Annotated in this window: 13 protein-coding genes; 10 read left to right on the forward strand and 3 right to left on the reverse strand. The window is 61.4% G+C overall.

Annotated features, from left to right (window positions below):
• Positions 1–6: 6 nt before the first annotated feature.
• From AC1D1A_RS02360 to nrdF, 7 genes are all read left to right on the forward strand, one after another.
• Positions 7–1434, forward strand: a complete 1428-nt coding sequence (locus AC1D1A_RS02360) for an NAD(P)/FAD-dependent oxidoreductase (protein ID WP_476947045.1) — start codon at positions 7–9, stop codon at positions 1432–1434.
• Positions 1431–2192 carry a DUF1365 domain-containing protein gene (locus tag AC1D1A_RS02365; RefSeq protein WP_476856893.1) on the forward strand — a complete coding sequence of 254 codons (762 nt, stop codon included), beginning with the start codon at positions 1431–1433 and terminating at the stop codon, positions 2190–2192. The genes AC1D1A_RS02360 and AC1D1A_RS02365 overlap by 4 nt, the downstream gene beginning before the upstream one ends.
• A complete protein-coding gene (locus AC1D1A_RS02370; protein WP_476947046.1) occupies positions 2189–3646 on the forward strand; it encodes a class I SAM-dependent methyltransferase in 1458 nt (485 codons plus the stop codon). The genes AC1D1A_RS02365 and AC1D1A_RS02370 overlap by 4 nt, the downstream gene beginning before the upstream one ends.
• 408 nt (positions 3647–4054) lie before the next feature.
• Positions 4055–4300 (forward strand): glutaredoxin-like protein NrdH, encoded by a 246-nt coding sequence (gene nrdH / locus AC1D1A_RS02375; protein ID WP_018773329.1) that lies wholly within the window; start codon positions 4055–4057, stop codon positions 4298–4300.
• Between the two features lie 167 nt (positions 4301–4467).
• A complete protein-coding gene (gene nrdI, locus AC1D1A_RS02380; protein ID WP_223916943.1) occupies positions 4468–4872 on the forward strand; it encodes a class Ib ribonucleoside-diphosphate reductase assembly flavoprotein NrdI in 405 nt (134 codons plus the stop codon).
• Positions 4873–4940: 68 nt separating this feature from the next.
• Positions 4941–7061 (forward strand): class 1b ribonucleoside-diphosphate reductase subunit alpha, encoded by a 2121-nt coding sequence (gene nrdE / locus AC1D1A_RS02385; RefSeq protein ID WP_476947071.1) that lies wholly within the window; start codon positions 4941–4943, stop codon positions 7059–7061.
• Between the two features lie 90 nt (positions 7062–7151).
• On the forward strand, positions 7152–8126 hold the full coding sequence (nrdF, locus tag AC1D1A_RS02390; RefSeq protein WP_223916933.1) for a class 1b ribonucleoside-diphosphate reductase subunit beta: 975 nt from the start codon (positions 7152–7154) through the stop codon (positions 8124–8126).
• A gap of 855 nt (positions 8127–8981) precedes the next feature.
• Here nrdF and AC1D1A_RS02395 read toward each other — a convergent pair.
• Positions 8982–9137, reverse strand: coding sequence for a hypothetical protein (locus tag AC1D1A_RS02395; protein WP_476947047.1), 156 nt, complete (start codon positions 9135–9137; stop codon positions 8982–8984).
• 769 nt (positions 9138–9906) lie between these two features.
• On the opposite strand from AC1D1A_RS02395, the gene AC1D1A_RS02400 reads away from it, so the two are divergent.
• Positions 9907–10506, forward strand: a complete 600-nt coding sequence (locus AC1D1A_RS02400; RefSeq protein WP_476947048.1) for an HNH endonuclease — start codon at positions 9907–9909, stop codon at positions 10504–10506.
• Between the two features lie 153 nt (positions 10507–10659).
• Here the strand turns inward: AC1D1A_RS02400 and AC1D1A_RS02405 are convergent, their stop codons facing one another.
• Together AC1D1A_RS02405 and AC1D1A_RS02410 are read right to left on the reverse strand one after the other, a co-directional pair.
• Positions 10660–11913, reverse strand: coding sequence for an AAA family ATPase (locus AC1D1A_RS02405; RefSeq protein ID WP_476947049.1), 1254 nt, complete (start codon positions 11911–11913; stop codon positions 10660–10662).
• 698 nt (positions 11914–12611) lie between these two features.
• On the reverse strand, positions 12612–13370 hold the full coding sequence (locus AC1D1A_RS02410) for a hypothetical protein (RefSeq protein WP_476947050.1): 759 nt from the start codon (positions 13368–13370) through the stop codon (positions 12612–12614).
• Positions 13371–14321: 951 nt separating this feature from the next.
• Here AC1D1A_RS02410 and AC1D1A_RS02415 point away from each other — a divergent pair.
• Complete coding sequence (locus AC1D1A_RS02415) at positions 14322–18524, forward strand: NACHT domain-containing protein (protein ID WP_476947051.1); 4203 nt, start codon at positions 14322–14324, stop codon at positions 18522–18524.
• A gap of 141 nt (positions 18525–18665) precedes the next feature.
• The gene (locus AC1D1A_RS02420; protein WP_476947052.1) at positions 18666–19400 is read left to right on the forward strand and encodes a hypothetical protein; all 735 of its coding nucleotides are present in this window, start codon (positions 18666–18668) and stop codon (positions 19398–19400) included.
• Positions 19401–19667 lie beyond the last annotated feature (267 nt).

The following is a 19667-nucleotide window of genomic DNA, read 5'->3' on the forward strand; positions in this document are numbered from 1 at the left end:
AGATCAGTGTCGCAAGCAGCAGGGATTCCGGCAGGCCGGCGCGTCGCCGTCATCGGCAGCGGAGTGGCGGGGCTGACCGCCGCGTACGTGCTGAACGGGCAGGACCGGGTAACGCTCTTCGAGGCCGACTCCCGGCTCGGCGGCCACGCCCACACCCACGATGTGCCGCAGCAGAACGGACCCACGCTGGGCGTGGACACCGGCTTCATCGTCCACAACGAACGGACGTATCCCACGCTCCTGCGCCTGTTCGCCGAGCTCGGCGTCGAAACCCAGGACTCCGAAATGAGCATGTCCGTCCGCTGCGACGGCTGCGGGCTGGAATACGCCGGCGCACGGGCCAAGGGGCGCGGGATCATTCCCCGGCCGTCCACCCTGCTGCGTGGCCGCTACCTGCGGATGCTGCTGGAAATCACCCGGTTCCACCGCCGGGCCCGCGCCCTGCTGGCCGAACCCGCCGCAGGCACAGGCACGGCATTCGCCGGACACGAGCTCACCCTGGGGGAGTTCCTGGCCCAGGAGAAGTTCAGCGGCTATTTCATCTCGCACTTTATGACCCCCGTGGTCAGCGCCGTTTGGTCCTGCGACCCCACCACCGCGCTTGCCTACCCGGCCCGCTACCTGTTCACCTTCCTGGGCCACCATGGCCTGCTCGGCGTCAAGGGCTCCCCGCAATGGCGGACCGTCACCGGCGGCTCGCGCAGCTACGTCGACAAGGTCGCCGCGACGCTGCCGGACATCCGGCTCGCCAGTCCGGTCACCGCGGTGCACCGGCACGCCGACGGCGTTGACGTCACGTCCGCTCTCGGCGCCGGGACCGTGCGCGAGACCTTTGACGCCGTCGTCATCGCCACCCACCCGGCGCAGGCCCTGCGCATGCTCACCGACGCCTCGGCCGCCGAGAGGGCCGCCCTTGGCGGCATGCCGTATTCGGTGAACCAGACGCTCTTCCACCGTGACGAGGCCGTGCTGCCGGCCAGCCCCAACGCCCAGGCCTCCTGGAACTACCGGCTGCCGTCCTGCGACGCGCGGCCGGACAAGGTCCTGGTCAGCTACGACATGACCCGGCTGCAGCGGCTGGAACCCGTCGACGGCGGCCGGTACATCGTCAGCCTCGGCGAATCCGAACTGATCGACGACGCCACGGTCCAGGACCGGATGGTCTACGAGCACCCGCAGTACACCCCGGAGTCGCTGGCGGCGCAGCAGCGGATCCTCGGACTCGGCGACGGGCGGCTGGCCTTCGCCGGCGCGTACCACGGCTGGGGATTCCACGAGGACGGCGCCCTGTCCGGCCTCAAAGCGGCCGCCCGGCTCGGCCGCGACTGGGACCAGCTCCCCGTTAATATCGGCACGGTGGCCGTGGACCCGGACTTTCAACCGGCCACAGTTCAGTCGGCCGCAGTTCCGCCGACTGCGGTGGAGGTGCCATGAGCGCGCCGGCCACCATCCATCCGGCCGGCCTCCACGGCGCGGCCATCTACCGCACTGCCATCGCCCATGTGCGGCGGACTCCGCTGCGCAACGCGTTTACCTACCGCAGCTACAGCTGGTATGTCGACGTCGACCATCTCCCGCAGCTGCCGCGCCTGCTGCGGCCGCTGGCGGGATTCCGGGTGGAGGACCACCTCGGTGATCCGGACGGCACCCTGCGCGGCAACGTGGAAAACTACCTTGCCACCCAGGGGATAAAGCCCGACGGCGGGCGCATCACCATGCTTGCCAGCGCCCGGGTGTTCGGGCACGTGTTCAACCCGCTGAGCGTGTTCTGGTGCCATAGTGCCTCCGGTGAGTTGCGCTGCGTCGTCGCCGAGGTCCACAACACGTACGGGGAGCGGCACTGCTACCTCCTCGAAACCGACGCCACGGGCAGGGCGAGCGTCCCGAAGGCGTTCTACGTCTCGCCGTTCAACGACGTCGACGGCGAGTACCGCATGAAGCTCCCCGAACCCGGCGAACGGCTCGCCGTATCGATCGTCCTGGAACGGGAGGGACAGCAGCCCTTCATCGCCACCATGGACGGCGTCCGGCACCAAGCAAGCGTGCGGAACATCGTGTCCGCGGCGCTCGCCGTACCCGCGGCCCCGCTGCGTGTCGCGGCGCAGATCCGCTGGCAGGGCATCAAACTGTGGGCGCGCCGCCTGCCCATCATCAAAAAACCACACCACCCTTCACAGGAGGCAGTTCAGTGACAATGACCGAAGCGACCGGATCCGGTACGGGACGGGCACAGGGCACCACTCACAGCAGCGCAGTAAACGGCAGCGCAGTTGCCCGCAGCGCCGTCGACAGCGGGCTCGTCACCAGCAGGGTGCCGTACACCGTTCCCCAGCCTCCCGCCACCATCGATGCCGCCATCTGGCCCAGCATCGCCACGGTGCCCTCGAGCCTCAAGGCCCGTGTGGCCGGACGCGCTGCGGACGCCATCTTCAAGGCGGCCGTGCGCAGGCTGCCGCTGGAAGTCCGGTACCCGGACGGCACAGTATTGGGCAAAGCAGCACTGGGCACGGCTCCCTCCGACCAGGTACCCGCCGGCACCGACTCTGACCAGGCTGCCGCCGGCTATCCCGTCATGACCATCAACCGACCCGTTGCCTTCGCCACCCGCCTCGGCGACGGCGGCCTGATCGGCCTGGGCGAGTCCTTCATGGCCGGAGACTGGGACGCCGATGACCTCACCGCCGTCATGGAGGTGTTTGCCTCCCGCGTCGGCACGCTCGTTCCCGAGCCGCTGCAGAAGCTGCGCGGCCTGTACCTGCCGCGCCAGCCGCGCAGGGAACGGAACACGGAGAAGAACACCCGCTCCAACATCTCCCGGCACTACGACCTCTCCAACGAGCTCTTCGCCTCGTTCCTGGACAGCACCATGACGTACTCCAGCGCCCTCTTCCCGGAAAGCGGCGACGCCCTGCGGAACGTGGCCTGGGACGGGCTGGCCGCAGCGCAGCGGGCCAAGATTGACCGGCTGCTGGACAAGGCCGGCGTGAAGGAAGGCACCCGGGTCCTGGAAATCGGCACCGGCTGGGGAGAGCTTGCCCTGCGCGCCGCCGCCCGCGGCGCCACCGTCTACTCCGTGACGCTCTCCAGCGAGCAGCAGGAACTGGCCCGCCAGCGCGTGGCCGAGGCCGGCTACGCCGACGCCGTCACGATCGAGCTCAAGGACTACCGCGCCGTGGAGGGCGAGTACGACGCCGTCGTCTCGGTCGAAATGATCGAGGCCGTCGGCTTCGAATACTGGGCCACCTACTTCCAGACCATCGAGCGGGTCCTGGCCCCGGGCGGCAAGGTGGCCATCCAGGCCATCACGATCGCCCACGACCGGCTCATGGCCACCCGCACCAGCTACACCTGGGTGCACAAGTACATCTTCCCGGGCGGGGTCATTCCGTCCGTCCGCGCCATCGAGGACATCACGGCGAAGCAGACCGGACTGCGCGTCCGCGAACGCCTCGCCATGGGTGAGCATTACGCCCAGACGCTGCGGCTCTGGGAAGAGCGGTTCATGGCCCGCGAGGACGAGGTGGGGGCCATGGGCTTCGACGCGGTCTTCCAGCGGATGTGGCTGTTCTACCTCTGCTACTCCCGGGCCGGGTTTGAAACGGGCTACCTCGACGTGCAGCAGATCGTGCTCGACTCCGCCTCCTAGCCCCGGTGTTAGAACAATCACGAATCGCTTGAGGCGGGCACCACGGTGCCCGCCTCTTTCGTGTGCCCGGACACCAGATGTAGTGGCCGGCGCCACCAATCCGGGTCCCCGCGGCGGCGCGCGACACGCCGTCTGCGGTGCGACACGCGGGCGTGATTAATGTGGCTAACTACTCCACAGGGTGTGGATTTCGTCCGCCAAAATGGCGGAAATCCGGACATTTGGAGGGCCCCCTCCTGTGGATTAAAGGTGGGTTAAATGACATACTTGTAATACATCATCTTGGGGTCCACATGAGGCTCTTGCACTACATGTAGTATCGACATACAGTTCCAGCAGAGCATCAGCGCGGGACATCCGGAGCCGGGATTGCGCTCCACAGAAGACTTCAACAAAGGGGACAGGACCATGACCGTTACGGTTTACACGAAGCCGGCCTGCGTTCAGTGCAACGCGACCTACCGCGCGCTGGACAAGAAGGGCATCGCCTACCAGAGCGTCGACATTTCCCAGGACGCGGAAGCCCTTGAGCGCCTGAAGTCCCTGGGCTACATGCAGGCCCCCGTTGTCGTCACCGACCAGGACCACTGGTCAGGTTTCCGCCCGGACAAGATCGAAGAACTGGCGCAGGCTGCCGCCGTCGCTGTAGCCTGAAACGCCCTGTCGCCTGAAAAGCCCAGGACGCCGCTACCAGGGAAGAATTCACGGTAGATGAGGTGACCACCGTGGCTGTAACAACTGAAGATCGGGTGGCTGCCACGGCTGACGGCGGGGAAGCGGTCAGCACAGCAGCACCGGCCACCACCACGCACTGCCGGCTCATCTACTTTTCCTCCACCTCCGAAAACACCGCACGCTTCGTTGCGAAGCTGGGCGTCGACGCCGCCAGGATCCCCCTTTACCCGAGGGACGCTCCGCTGGTGGCCCGGGAGCCCTACGTTTTGTTGCTCCCGACCTATGGAGGCACCGGGGGAGAGGGATCTGTTCCAAAGCAGGTCATCAGGTTTTTGAACGATCCGGGCAACCGGAAGCTGATCCGCGGAGTGATCGGCGCAGGAAACACCAATTTCGGGGACAACTACTGCATGGCAGGGGACATCATCGCCGCCAAGTGCAAGGTCCCGCACCTATATCGCTTCGAACTCATGGGGACGCCGGAAGACGTCAACCGCGTACAACAAGGATTGGAAGAGTTTTGGACACGACTGTCGCAGACAAAGCAGTAACTGAAGGCGCAGGCCTGCACACGGGCACCGGCACAGCCGCCGCCGCCGCTGTTGAGAAGAAGCACGAGATGCCGGCCGCCTACAAGGGCCTGGGCTACCACGAGCTGAACGCCATGCTAAACCTCTACGGCCCCAACGGGGAAATCCAGTTCGAGGCCGACCGCGAGGCCGCGCACCAGTACTTCCTGCAGCACGTGAACAACAACACCGTGTTCTTCCACGACCTCGAGGAAAAGCTCGACTACCTCGTCAAGAACGAGTACTACGAGCGCGAAACCCTCGACCAGTACACGATGAATTTCATCCGCGAGCTCTACAACCGCGCGTACAAGAAGAAGTTCCGCTTCGAGACCTTCCTCGGCGCGTTCAAGTTCTACACCTCCTACACGCTGAAGACGTTCGACGGAAAGCGCTTCCTGGAGCGCTACGAGGACCGCGTCTGCATGGTGGCCCTGCACCTGGCCCGCGGCGACGAGAAGCTCGCCACCCAGATGGTGGACGAGATCATCGAAGGCCGCTTCCAGCCGGCCACCCCGACGTTCCTGAACGCCGGCAAGCGCCAGCGCGGCGAGCTGGTCTCCTGCTTCCTGCTCCGCATCGAAGACAACATGGAGTCGATCGGCCGGTCCATCAACTCCGCCCTGCAGCTCTCCAAGCGCGGCGGCGGCGTCGCCTTCGCGCTGACCAACATCCGCGAGGTCGGCGCGCCGATCAAGCAGATCGAGAACCAGTCCTCCGGTGTCATCCCCGTGATGAAGCTCCTCGAGGACAGCTTCTCCTACGCCAACCAGCTCGGTGCCCGTCAGGGTGCCGGTGCGGTGTACCTGCACGCGCACCACCCGGACATCTACCGCTTCCTGGACACCAAGCGCGAGAACGCGGACGAGAAGATCCGCATCAAGACCCTCTCGCTCGGCGTCGTCATCCCGGACATCACCTTCGAGCTCGCCAAGCGGGACGAGGACATGTACCTGTTCTCCCCGTACGACGTCGAAAAGGTCTACGGCATGCCGTTCTCCGACGTCTCGGTCACCGAGAAGTACTACGAGATGGTGGACGATTCCCGGATCAAGAAGACCAAGATCAAGGCGCGCGAGTTCTTCCAGACCCTCGCCGAGATCCAGTTCGAATCCGGCTACCCGTACATCATGTTCGAGGACACCGTGAACCGGGAAAACCCGATCGACGGAAAGATCATCATGTCCAACCTGTGCTCGGAGATCCTCCAGGTCTCCCAGCCCACCACGTACCACGATGACCTGTCCTACGACCAGACCGGCAAGGACATCTCCTGCAACCTGGGTTCGCTGAACATCGCCAAGACCATGGACTCGCCGGACTTCGGCCTGACCATCGAGACGGCCATCCGGTCCCTCTCGGCCGTCTCGGACATGTCCAACATCACCTCGGTGCCCTCGATTGCCCGCGGCAACGACCAGAGCCACGCGATCGGCCTCGGCCAGATGAACCTGCACGGCTACCTGGCCCGCGAGCGGGTCCACTACGGCTCCGAAGAGGGCCTGGACTTCACCAACATCTACTTCTACTCGGTGGTGTTCCACGCGGTCCGCGCCTCCAACCTGCTGGCCATCCAGACCGGCCAGACCTTCGGCGGCTTCGAGAAGTCCAAGTACGCCTCCGGCGAGTTCTTCGACAAATACACCGAGCAGGACTGGGTCCCGCAGACCGAGAAGGTCGCCGAGCTGTTCAAGAACATCCACATCCCCACCCAGGATGACTGGCGCGAGCTGAAGGCCTCCGTCATGGAGCACGGCATCTACAACCAGAACCTGCAGGCTGTGCCGCCCACCGGTTCGATCTCCTACATCAACAACTCCACCTCCTCGATCCACCCGGTGGCGTCCAAGATCGAGATCCGCAAGGAAGGCAAGCTGGGCCGCGTGTACTACCCGGCGCCGTACCTGACGAACGACAACCTGGAGTACTACCAGGACGCGTACGAGATCGGCTACGAGAAGGTCATCGACACCTACGCCGCAGCCACGCAGCACGTGGACCAGGGCCTGTCCCTGACGCTGTTCTTCAAGGACACCGCCACCACGCGCGATATCAACAAGGCCCAGATCTACGCCTGGAAGAAGGGCATCAAGACCATCTACTACATCCGTCTCCGCCAGCTCGCGCTGGAAGGGACCGAGGTAGAGGGCTGCGTCAGCTGCATGCTGTAGCTTCAACTAAATCGTGACAGTACGACGGCGGGCGCCCGCCCGCCGTCGTACGCTTTAACTAAGAACTAAACCCAACATTTAGGGGATGACATGACCGAAAAGGTCAAGCTGCTTAGCCACGTCGAGGCGATCAACTGGAACCGCATCCAGGACGACAAGGACGTGGATGTCTGGAACCGCCTGGTCAACAACTTCTGGCTGCCGGAGAAGGTGCCGCTGTCCAACGACGTGCAGTCGTGGGCGACGCTGACCCCGGACGAGCAGCAGCTCACCATGCGCGTGTTCACGGGCCTGACCCTGCTGGACACCATCCAGGGCACCGTCGGCGCCGTCTCGCTGATTCCGGACGCCCTCACCCCGCATGAAGAGGCTGTATACACGAACATCGCGTTCATGGAGTCCGTGCACGCCAAGAGCTACTCCTCCATCTTCTCCACGCTGGCCTCCACCAAGGAGATCGACGAGGCGTTCCGCTGGTCCACCGAGAACGAGAACCTTCAGAAGAAGGCCCAGATCGTCATGGACTACTACCAGGGCGACGATCCCCTCAAGCGCAAGGTGGCCTCCACGCTGCTGGAGAGCTTCCTGTTCTACTCGGGCTTCTACCTGCCGATGTACTGGTCCTCGCGGGCCAAGCTGACGAACACGGCCGACCTGATCCGCCTGATCATCCGCGACGAGGCCGTGCACGGCTACTACATCGGCTACAAGTTCCAGAAGGGCCTGGAGAAGGTCTCCGAGGAGCGCCGGCAGGAAATCAAGGACTACACCTTCGAGCTGCTCTTCGAGCTGTACGAGAACGAGGTCCAGTACACGCACGACCTCTACGACTCCGTCGGCCTGGCCGAGGACGTCAAGAAGTTCCTGCACTACAACGCCAACAAGGCCCTGATGAACCTGGGCTACGAGGCCATGTTCCCGGCCTCGGTCACCGACGTGAACCCGGCGATCCTCTCGGCCCTGTCGCCCAACGCGGACGAGAACCACGACTTCTTCTCGGGTTCGGGTTCGTCTTATGTGATTGGCAAGGCTGTCAACACTGAGGATGACGACTGGGACTTCTAGTCTTCTCTTCTTCTCCTCCTGTCGTCGTCCTCCTTGTGAGGTTCCACGGCACTTGGCCATTTTCCAATTTAGCTGGCCACGTTTCACGGTACTTGGCCAGCTTGTGAGGTGTAGACCTAGTTGGAAGAATCGCATCCTGTTTGGAAGAAACGGGCGGTCTAGTTGGAAGTCTTCCAAATAGCTGCCACTAGAGCGGGCCCTGCACGGTGAATCGTGCAGGGCCCACTTTGTGAGCATCCCGGGATGCAACCGCCTCTGGGGCTCGATGTGGCACGTTGGCGTTCCGAGTGCCGGGGACGCCCCTGACCGGACGGCAGAGTTGAACGCTCGGTGGTCAGTCCCGACTTCGCCAGTGATCTGAGCCCCACCGAGACCATTTACCAGGGCGTGGCTACACGAGAGGTGACCGTCCGCAGCCCCCTTGCCGGTGCGCGGCCTGATCCGGCGGCGCAAAAGTCTAAAGTGAAGGGCCATCCCGCCATCCGACCGTGACAACGGCTACGGCGAGGGGAGTGCGGTAGTCGCATTCACTTTTCCGTCGTTGCTGCTGACGGTGCCGCTCGTCTCCCTCGTTATTACGGCGCCGGTGTCCAGAACAGCTGAAAATTAACAATTCTCCGTATAGATTTTCCACAAATTAACAATTGATAAAGTAAGACAGATGCGGCGGACTTTTTTGATGAGTCATGGCGGTCACGGAAGCCCGATGCCACGCAGGATGACTGGGTTGCCGCAGGAGCAACTGATGGACGTCCATCAGTGCTAGCCGCCGAGTCGTGGGGGCAGAAGTCTTTGGCCACCTCACACCGGGTAGCAAAGTCCTCGTTCACTGCGCCCAGTTCGGTTCTGAAGCGGTTACCACTCGACCGCCATCTTCTCCTTGAAAACCATGAACAGGGCTTCCGGGTCATAGCCCTCGACCAGGTGCACGGCGAAGGAACGTTCATCGCCGAGATAGGTATTTGGACTGACGAGGGAGAAAACTACGTCTCCGGGCCCAGCCTGGGTCACCTGGTTGCGGTTTTCTAAATCCTGGAGGCCCGCATACTTCTGGGGTCGTAGGCTGGAACGGGTAACAGGCCTGCCTACGCGAACTTTGATGCCAACTTCTACGACATCGACAACGGAGAGGAGTTCTGGATCTCAGGGCCGAAACGCGACCGCACCATGCTCGGTACGGCCAAGCGAGGTCGACGAAGGGGTGCGGGCCGAGTATGAGGCATTCTTCAAGGGCGGCCCGCTGCCGGGCCGGGAGAACGGCTGACCTGGTCTGAGCCCTTCAGGGGGGGGCCGACTCAGGTGGCGTCGGCCACAACGGAACGGAGCGTCCTGCGCTGGCCCAAGGCACATCCATTCCCTGAGTGCTGCCGCTGACGCCCGGCACCGGCAGCACTTCCATTTGAGCATGAACCTGAGCTAACAGGACGTTCTCCCGGCGGAAGATCGATCGTTTCGCCGCAGGCTTCCTCGCCTACATGGCCCTGGTCGCCTGCGCCGAGTCCGGAAAGAATCCGGCCAAGGAATACGCACGAAAGCTGTATACCTTTGGTGGATGACTGGTTCGAGTCCGAACGGGCTGTGCCTCGGATGTTCCGCGCCACTGCCCCCCCCCAGACACTCCAAGTACTGCTCCAGGGAGTGCCAAAGAAGAAACAATAAGCGGCTCCGCCGCCAGGCGGTACGCGCCGAGCTTGCGCCCGCCTGCCTGAACTGCGGCGACCCGCTCCCCAAGGGGAGGTCAAAGTACTGCTCCCGAAAGTGCTGGGACGACCACTACAGGGTGCTGAATAAGGAGCACCTGGGGGAGCGCAGGCGCGCCAATTACTCCGTCACCGAGAAGGTGGAACGTGAAGCCCGGCGGGAAGATGTCCGCCGCGAGTTTCCGAAGTGCCTGTACTGCGGAGCCTCCATGGAAGGCCGGGCCCCGCACGCCCGCTGCTGCAGCAAGGACTGCACGACCATGCTGTGGTATGTGGACAACCGGGAGGCCGAGCTTGCCCGGATGGCCGAGTACCGGCTGGACCACCTCGAATACGTTCGCAACGCATCGGCGGAGACACAACACCGCCGCCGTGCCGCGAGGTCGTTTGTCTTCACGTTCCGGGACTGGCTTCGGGTCCTCAGACGGTATGGCTTCCGCTGCGCCTTCTGTGGCGAACGCGCGGGCAACCTGACCCGCGAGCATGTGATTCCACTGTCCCGCGGAGGCGATCACTCGATCGGCAACATCGTTCCGGCCTGCTGGCCATGCAACTCATCGAAGCGCGCAAGCACTCTCACCGAATGGAAGAGGCGCTTGCTGCGCCAGGGACTCCCCGTCCCGCGGAACCTATCCCGCGAAACCTATAAGGAAGAGAGTGGCCCCATGCCCAACCTTTGACGAGTTCGCCAGAGGGCAGGGGGACCAGGTTGGTCGCCCCCAGTGGCTTCTGGCCTGCCCGGTGACCCTTCGATCCGGTCGGCGTGCGGACCTTGTAGCCGACCCCGTGGGCCCAGAGATCGGGATACCTGTCAACCATGCGCCGCTGACCGTTTATGCCCAGGAAATCTCCAAGGCTTCAAAGAGTTTCTCTAGGTCATGGTCGATCTGAACCTCGCCGTGAAAGCGGAACTGAGCATAAGAGCGGTACAGCGGCTCCGTAAAGCGGTAGTGGTTGTTACCGATCTTCCGAAGAATGGGCTCATCGCCTTGGGTCAACCGGCCGAGGTAGACGGTGAGGTTACTCTGAACATAATCCCGTTCAGTTTTGCGTATCTCCGCGAGCAACTCCGAGTGTGTCATTCCTACCTTGGGGCCAGCAGCCAAGGCTCGGATAATCAGTCCCCCGTTGTCGTATTTTCTGACCCGTTTGCGGCTCACTGCGTTGTCAAAAATTTCCCTCAGCGAATCCGATGAGGAAGAGATGTACGAGTTGATTGCCTGCCGAAGGTGTTCGGCGGTAACAACTTCTGTATGCTCTCCGGTATCGTATATGCCGGCATTTCTGCATGCTTCAAGCGAAAGCCTGTGGCACACCTTCGCCAACCCACTAGACAAGTCAACGATTTCGTCAGCGACTTTTGACATGTCTGCGTTGAGAAGGTGCGACCCTTGTTCGATCAGTGCGTGCAGCTCGTCGTCCCCAAGGACTGGGACTTCGACTTCGGTAATCCGGTGTCGCATCTCCTTGTCAGCCTTCACAACCTGATAGGCGGATTCCACGGCACCAACCAGAACCATCCGCACATCGCCGGAGTCCTCCGAGGCGTCGCAGAAAAGTTTGAGAACTTGAGCGATGGACTCCTTGACATCTTCCGAGACTTTATGAAAGTCCTCCACTACCCAGTGCATATGCAGCGCGCCCAACATTTTTGCCAACCTTTGGGGGGTCAGTTGCGGCGGCAAGATTCTTTCTTCTTTGGTTGTGGAAGTTGAGTGAATGGTGCCTTCGAGCAGGCCCCGTATAACCTTCAGATCAGCAGTCAATGAGGCTTTAGCTTTTTGGCCGTCCTCTGAGATGACCTCTTGTGCCTCGGTGGCCCCTAACTGATCGAAGGCATCCAACAAGAGAGTCTCGTAGGTCGAGTTCTTGGTGCATCGCGTGGTGATCGCTTCCTTGCCAAAGTCCTCCAGTTTGCGGCGCAACAGCGTCGTCTTGCCGGCACCGGACTCACCGTAGATCACGACCTGCATGCCAGGCGTTGTCAGCGCGTCATACATCCTGTTGTGGAGATCCGCCCGATCGAGATAGTTAGCACGTGCTCTGCTCGTCGGCGTGAAGATCTGCTCAACCCGGTATTTCTCCATTGCGCGAACTTATCACGTTTGGCTATCCCCTCCGGGGGCCGGGGGCGTTGGCCCGCTGCGTTGGAGCGGTCTTCGTTGATGAAGAGTTCATCGTCATCGACGGCGGTCGTCCTGTTGCGTAACGAGGCGACAGGCGTTTCCCGAGTGTTTTAACGCGGGCCAAGGCGTACGTGGGCATTGCCGGTGCACATGTCGAGAGTCGATGAACTGGTATCGAGGCGCTTCGGGGCCTAAGCCAGTTACCGCGATCGTCTTTTCGGAGTAGCGAGGGCATTCTTCGTAGCGGCTTTCGAGATACCCGCAGCTTGTCTGCTCACTGGGAAATTCGGGATGAAGACATGGTCCGGGAAACCCGGTTGCCACAGTTTGAAGGGGTCAAATAAACACGGCCCACTACACCGAGGCACTGGCAATCTTCCATGAGACGTTCGGGCCGGAGCACTCGAGCTCAAGAACCTGTGCGGCCAGCCTGGACCGCCTGGAACGGGCCGCCGACGTCCGCCGATAGAGGCCCGTTTCAATCTCCGTCCGTCTCTTCGATGTCAGGCCTCCAGTTTGGCGAGGCGTTGCGTTTTCCGGCTCCCGTCACGCAACGCCTTCGGGTATGGGAGACATCCAGCCGCCCGTCTGCTTGCATGGTGGCATGACTGAGCAGCCACCGTGGCCGCGTCGCGGGCAATGGCCAAAGGTTGCGGAGGCTAGAGCGACATAGTAGGCGGGTAGTCCGTGCCGCTATCCCATAGGCGATCGATCTGCTCCTTAAAGTGCTTGAACCACTCCTTGTCATCTCTGTCCAGAAGGAAGATCGGCGCACGTTCGGATTTCCCTTTAAACTCGTACATCTGGACCATGATCAACGCGTCCGGCAAGTCGACGTCCATGGCATTGATTCCGATATGTGGCACGAAGTCAATAGTGCGGATTTTGACGTCGCCTTTGCCTGGTTCCAACTCTTGGGCGAGCCGCAGCGCATTCTCGATGTCGGCCTTGATGCCTTGGGCATCCTTGGTGGGATGAGTCTCGGCAATTATCTCTAACAGGCGCTCATTACTGGGGTTTGGTAAGAGTATGTGAACTGAACCGCGGTGTTCCAGGATGCGCATGAGGTGTTCGTGCATGTTCGTTATCGTGCGTCGCATCGTTGCACCCGTGTAGAAGTAGCTGTGTGAGACGTTGGATTGAGCATCCAAATATCTTTGCGGGAACTTGGACGAAAAGAGGTCAGTCCTTTCCCGTTTCCACATTTTGACCTCGTCCACGACATCTGCACGATTTCTGAATTGGGATACCGCGAGCAAGCCAAGCAGTGCAACGATGATGGGGATTAGTTCCTCGTATCGCTTGCCCGTCAAGCCTGCGAACGTGAAATAGGCAGCAGCCACGATCAGGGCCCAGAAATCGATGCGCTTGAGGAATTTTTTAAGGCCATGTAGTGCCCAGATGCGAACTGCCCTCAACGCGATACCCTCATCCTGAGTTCCTGCTCCAAACGACGAAGGAGCCCCTTCTTCTGCTCATAGCTGAGTGCGGGACGCTCGTATGTACTCGGCCGGATTTCATCCGATGCGTACATTGTGGCCCGTGCCGACACTGGGGGAGATGTGAGCAATAGAGTCGCAACGAATGACCTTTCCCCTATGTGCGTTTCGTGGGGGACATCTGCGGGAACCTCGTGGAACCCACTCCCGGAAACATTGGTCGTCAGAACCGGCCGAAGAAACGCTTTGCCGTGCGCGGTGAAAGTATCTTTGTCGACTAGGTAGTCGATGTCAGCGCTGTGGTATTCCGTGGTTCCGCTCACCCCGGGACCTGACGTCTCATAGAGAGTCTCGGAATAGGTCCCAACCAAGATGCGGCTGCAGAGGTGCCAAACATGAGTATGAATCGGGGCGTCGTCGAGCCGCCTAACCCTCTCAGTGTCCGGCCAAACATGGAGGCGCAGTTGTCCAAGGTCGTGATGATCGTCCACATGAAACACCGCAAAGCCGTTGGGGTGCCACCTGCTGTCCAACGGAAGCAGGTCCGTAAACGAATTGGCGAGTAGGCGATCCGCCGTGCGTTCCAGAGCCAAGCGCGCCAATGCGCAGAATGCCTCGTAGTCCGCATGTTCACGTATTTGTTGCATCTGCGCCCCTATTCGCTCTACTTTGAAAAGCCCTACGAATAATAGCGCCCCGGGTTGAGTTGCCGGAGTCCGGCTCGGCAGGTCGTCAGCGAAACACCGATTAGTCATGGAACAGGAGCCCTCGTGTAGAGCTGTTGGGTGCAGCCCTTGATCGCGTCCGCGTTGCGGAGACAATCCTTCGACACGGTACCGACGCAAAACGGCCGGCCCGGTGTTCGGAGTCCGTCGCCACTTATCCTTGGGAGGCACCTGGAAACACTGGGTACAGAGAGGATCCTGGGGGATGGCGCTCCTACCCAACATCAACTTCCGCGAAATCCGGTCCTGGGGCACCCCGCCATCTCAAACGGGAGGCTTTGAGGAAATCGTCTCGCAGCTAATGCGTGAGGGGCTGATCGGCTTTCCGCCGGGGACGCGGTTCGAGCGCTTCGGTAACCCGGATGGCGGTCGGGAAGGACGGGGCATCCTGCCCAACGGCGAGGTCTGGGCCTGGCAGACCAAGTTCTTCTTCCAACTCGATTCCGCGGAGTTCGCGGCCATTGGGGAATCCATCAAGCGCGCGCTCGATCGGGAGCCGAACCTCACGAAGTATCTGGTCCTCCTGCCATACGATCGGCCGTCAGGTGACACCGCCCGGTCGAAGAGCGCGCACACTAAGTGGAACGAACACGTGCAGAAGTGGACGGCTGAGGCGGCCGCCCTCGATCGCAAAGTCTTGTTTGAATATTTCGGAGAGTCGGAACTCCATCACTTCTTGAGCCGGCCCGACCAGGTCGGACGCCTGCGATACTGGTTTGACCTTGATGGCTTCTCTCTGAACGATTTTGAACGAATTGCAGCCGAATGCCTGGCAGCTGCTGGCCCGCGTTACACACCCGAACTCAACGTTGTGCTGCCGATGTCTGAAGCGTTCGAAGGCCTGGGCCGCACGGCAGGCCTTCAGTCCCTGATCCGCGACCAGCTCGCCGCCCTCCGCAAGTCCCGCCGCTACGGTTTTGCGATTCCTGACGAGCGCCGGGACGATTTCAGGGACGCCACCACAGCGGCGGACGCCGCATTGGACCACACGGATCAACTGCTGGAGACCGCTCGAGATGTTGCGCTCAACCCTCAAATCAACCTGCCCGATGTCAGCGCCGCTCTTCAAACCGCAAAGTCGCATCTGCGCACGGTGGCCCGGCTGCTGTCAGAGCATTCCGAACGCGACGGCTTCTACTATGACAAGGCCGCGAGTCTTCACTCGCGAGTCAGGGAAGTAGGGTCAACGCTGCATGGGATAGAACGGTTCAGCCGGAGTCGCGGGTGGCAGCATTCCTCGAACTCTGCTCTGCTGACCGAGGGTACAGGGGGTTCGGGCAAGACCCATCTCTTGTGCGACTTGGCGAGCCAGAGAACGCGGCAGGGCCTACCCACGCTGATTGCTTTAGGGGAGCACTTTCAGTCGGGGTCCATCGAAGCCGAGCTTGGACGCATAGTTGGGTTCAACGGGCCTGCGAGTCAGCTCCTCGCCACATTCAGCGTCGCATGTGAAGCCCTTGGGGAAGTCGGGTTCATAGTTATCGACGCGCTCAATGAGGCAGAAGACCGCCGTATCTGGACGCATCACCTGGCCAGCTTCCTTGACCAGGCCAAGCGCTTCCCCAACCTTAGAATCGTACTTTCTTGCCGCACCGAGTTCCTGAGTGACAGTATCCCCGAGCATGTGCTCGAGGAATTGGAAAGAGAGGTGCATCAGGGATTCGCTGAAGTCGCTGACGCCGCCATCATAGAGTTCCTTAGCTGGTACGACATTGAAGTGCCGTCGTTCCCGCTGTTGGATCTCGAGTTCACCAACCCCCTTTTTCTCAAGTTGCTTTGTAGGGCACTGCAAAGGAGCGGTGCCAGGAGATTTCCGCGAACGGGTCTAGGCCTGAGCTGGACTTACGACATCCTCCTGGACTCGGTCAATCGGACGCTGAGTAGCCCTGACCGCTGCGACTACGATGCCGAGGACGCTCTCGTCCAGGCGGCCGTGAAGGGTATTTCCCTCGCAATGCGAGAGCAGGGACGGTTCCTGCCGAGGGCAACCGCCAGCAAAATCATTCAGTCCTTCCTGCCAGGCCGTAGTTGGAGCAGCAGCTTGCTTCGTGGCCTGCTGCACGAGGGAATCTTCACTGAGTCGCAATCGAGTGATGGGGCATCGATCAGGTTTGCCTACGAACGACTGGGCGACGCTGCGATAGCGCGCCTGATTTGCAGTTCCGAGTCGGAGGAGTCCATTGAACGGTGCAGAGAAATGGCATCACGGTGGTACTCGCACGCTGGGGTGTTGGATGCGCTGGCGACAATCCTTCCCGAGGTGCACGGTGTTGAGCTGCTGGACGCCGTGGAGGATGGTTCAAACCGCTTTCAATACGAGCTGAACATAGGGTTCCTGCAGAGCCTCGCGTGGAGGTCGCGGTCGGCCCTTAACGAGCGCACCCGGGAAATCGTTCTGTCACTGTGGAACAGTGATGACTACTCGCACGAAACCATGACTGCGCTGCTGCAAGTGGCGACGATTCCGGACCATGCCACCAATGCCCTATGGCTCCATGACGTGCTGTTCGAGTACAGCCTGCCGGATCGCGATGCGACGTGGACTCAGTACTGCAACGCGGAGCCGGGGGAGCGTGCGCCCCTGCAGAAACTGATCTCGTGGGCATGGTCGTCGGCTGCCAGATCAGCCGACGACGACTCGAGGCTCCTCACGGCCCACGTTCTGGCATGGGCATTCGCTTCCAGCCATCGCCCGACCCGCGACAACGCCACGAAAGCGCTTATTTCGGTGTTGGAGGGGGCTCCAGCTCTTTTCGGTACCGTTCTCAACGACTTCCGCGACGTCAATGACCCGTACGTTGAGGAAAGACTGTTGGCCGTGGCCTGTGGTCTAAGCCTGAGGACCCGGGATACAGCGGCTGTCTTCCTGGTCGCTGAGGCAGTGTTCGACTACACCGTCGGACGGGGCTATTGGCCTGTGCATATATTCTCGCGGGACTATGCCCGGCGTGTCTTGGACAGGGCTCTGGACTTGGGTTGGGAGTGTCCGGACGGTGCCCTCAGCGACGTGGTTTCGCCGCCTTACGAGTCCATGTGGCCAGCATCCGTGCGGTCGGCGGAAGAAACCGGAGCAATGACGGGCCCCCCGGATTACCCGTACTCCAGCATCGGTGTGATGTCCAACTTCGACGATTTCCGTAAGTACGTCATCGACACGTCTCTGAGCGACGTTGATCTTCCCGCGGGGGTGGATAACGACCTTATTTCTCGGATTATTTTTGACCGGGTGCTTGACCTTGGTTGGACCCCGGAACGATTCGGACGAGCCGACAAGGCCATCTCGTGGCAGCCTTCGTCTGACAAAAAGACCGAAAGGATCGGAAAAAAGTACCAGTGGATCGCGTACTTCGAAACGCTGGGACGGATTCTCGACCGTTATCCGCTGGATGCCGGATCGAACGATGACAAACGGACGGAGTATCAGCGTCCGCTCGATGTCCGGGCGCCCGACATCGACCCGAGCGCTCTTCTCAAAGCCCCAGAGAGCAGATCATTCAGGGATAGCGCGACGTCCTGGTTCGCGCCTGTTTCGCCTGAGTTCCCGTCATCCCTCGACCCGGACTGGCCAGTCGGCGACGCGTCCATGCCAAAGGTCGAGACCCTAATGATGGTGACAAATCCCAAGGACGGCGCCAAATGGATGCTGTTGGAGGGAAACTTTGGGTGGACCCAGCCACTGCTGCCGGAGGAGGCCGCGCTCGAACCACCCCAGCATCAAGTTTGGATTCAGGTGGATTCGTACCTGGTCGACGCCGAGAAGCTGCCCGAGCTGTTGGACTGGGCCGCCGACCTCGATTCCCAAGCGGATGTGCCGAAGAGCAGTGATCCATACGGCCTTTTCTTGGCGGATCATCCTTACGCATCGGCCTGGCCTGAAGCATCCACTCTCGATGAATGGGGCCGTCGGCGGATTCCGGTCCCAATCGAGATCACCACCACTACTTACAATGGCACCAGCGGGGACCGGGACCAGTCAGAGAGTCGCCATCTTTCTGGAATAATTCCCTCGACGGCCATGTGCCGGCTGCTTGACGTCGAGCAGCTAGAGGAGTTCCGGTGGGGGACTGAGGCGGAGGGCGTCAGTATTGAAAATTTCTCCGTCCGCAACGACGGCCCAAACACTGCGCACATAGAGCTCTCCAGCGTGGTTCCGGTCCTTCAGCAACACGGCAAAGCGCTATTCTGGATTGTCAGAGCGGCCAAGGAGACGATGGAACGCGACTACAGGATGGCCCGCGACGGAAGGCCAGTTCGGCGCACCTATCTTGGATTCTACTCATTGGACGGATCCACCCTCATGTCCCACGCGGGACGCGCCGAAACACAACACAGTGGGGGCGGCAGCGTCTCGTTCGAGTGTGCCTGGCCCGAGAAGAGCGTCGTTATCGACGCCCGTCCGAACGGCTAACCATGTGCTGCCAACACGGACCGCAGAAAGTCAGGTGCGACTCAGCAGTCCACAGTGGACTCCCGGTCCGGCGGTGCTGGCCCAGTCCGCCCACGATTTGCGCATAGAATCGGCAAACTGCCATCTCGAAAGGTCTAATAAATGCCACTGAGCGAGACGCGTACTAATACTAGCGACGCAATTACTGTGGCCGACTCGGCAAGGGCTCTGGAGTTGGTTCCTCGCATCGCACGTTGGGGCCACCTTTCCCTCTGTGTAATTGATTCGACGTTTTCCATTAATGCGGGCTACACAGGCACCACAAACGCGGTCCGCAGTTATGCCGGCTTTGCGGGGCTGTCTTCCGTGCTCTTGGAGGGGGAGGCTCTCAACGGGTTGGTTAGCCCGCGCGAGGACGAGCAGGCGTTGTCTGGGTTTCTCGAGTCGATCTCTGATCTGCCGGAGGACGACACTACAGCGCGCAAGGTGTATAACAATCTTCAAATGACATCACCTAGAGGCGGCATTCGTAAGGCGTCCGCGGTGCACAAGATCGCCAAAATACTCGTTGCTCACGGAATCGAGACCCTCGCTGACGTCAGCGCACTGATGAAAGACTCGCGGCGTTTGAGCATAGTCGAAACTGCCCTGCGCGAAGTGGAGGGCCACGGAAAGGGGCTACGGGTTAGCTACATCTGGATGACCGCCGGCGACGACGACCACGTCAAGCCGGATCGGCACGTTCTCGGTTGGCTGCAGGAGGCAATTGGACGCCCTGTGCTAGTTCCGGAAGCCCGGGAGTTGCTGGTCGAAGCTGCCGGAATCGTCGGCATATCTCCCTGGGTGCTGGACCACGCGATCTGGACCCGGATGGCAAAGACAAGGCTGCGGCGGTAGCCGTATGCCGCGCTGACTCAGGAAAACACGGGCTCGAAGCCTGGGTCCGCTCCGGGGAGATTTCCGCGCACGAAGACGACATCCTTGTGAATGGCCGGAGCTGATAGGCCTCGGCAGGCGCGATCAATACGCAGGTACACCAGACAAGGGCGAGGTGGCGCAGCAGCCCTTACGCCCGCACCGCACCTCTGGGGCGGAACCCTCGGCAGGCGTCGGTTGCCGGCCACAGATCGCCTCGGTGGGGCCATCGTGAGCGACAGCCATGGT

The organism is Arthrobacter sp. P1_B9 (assembly GCF_056406495.1).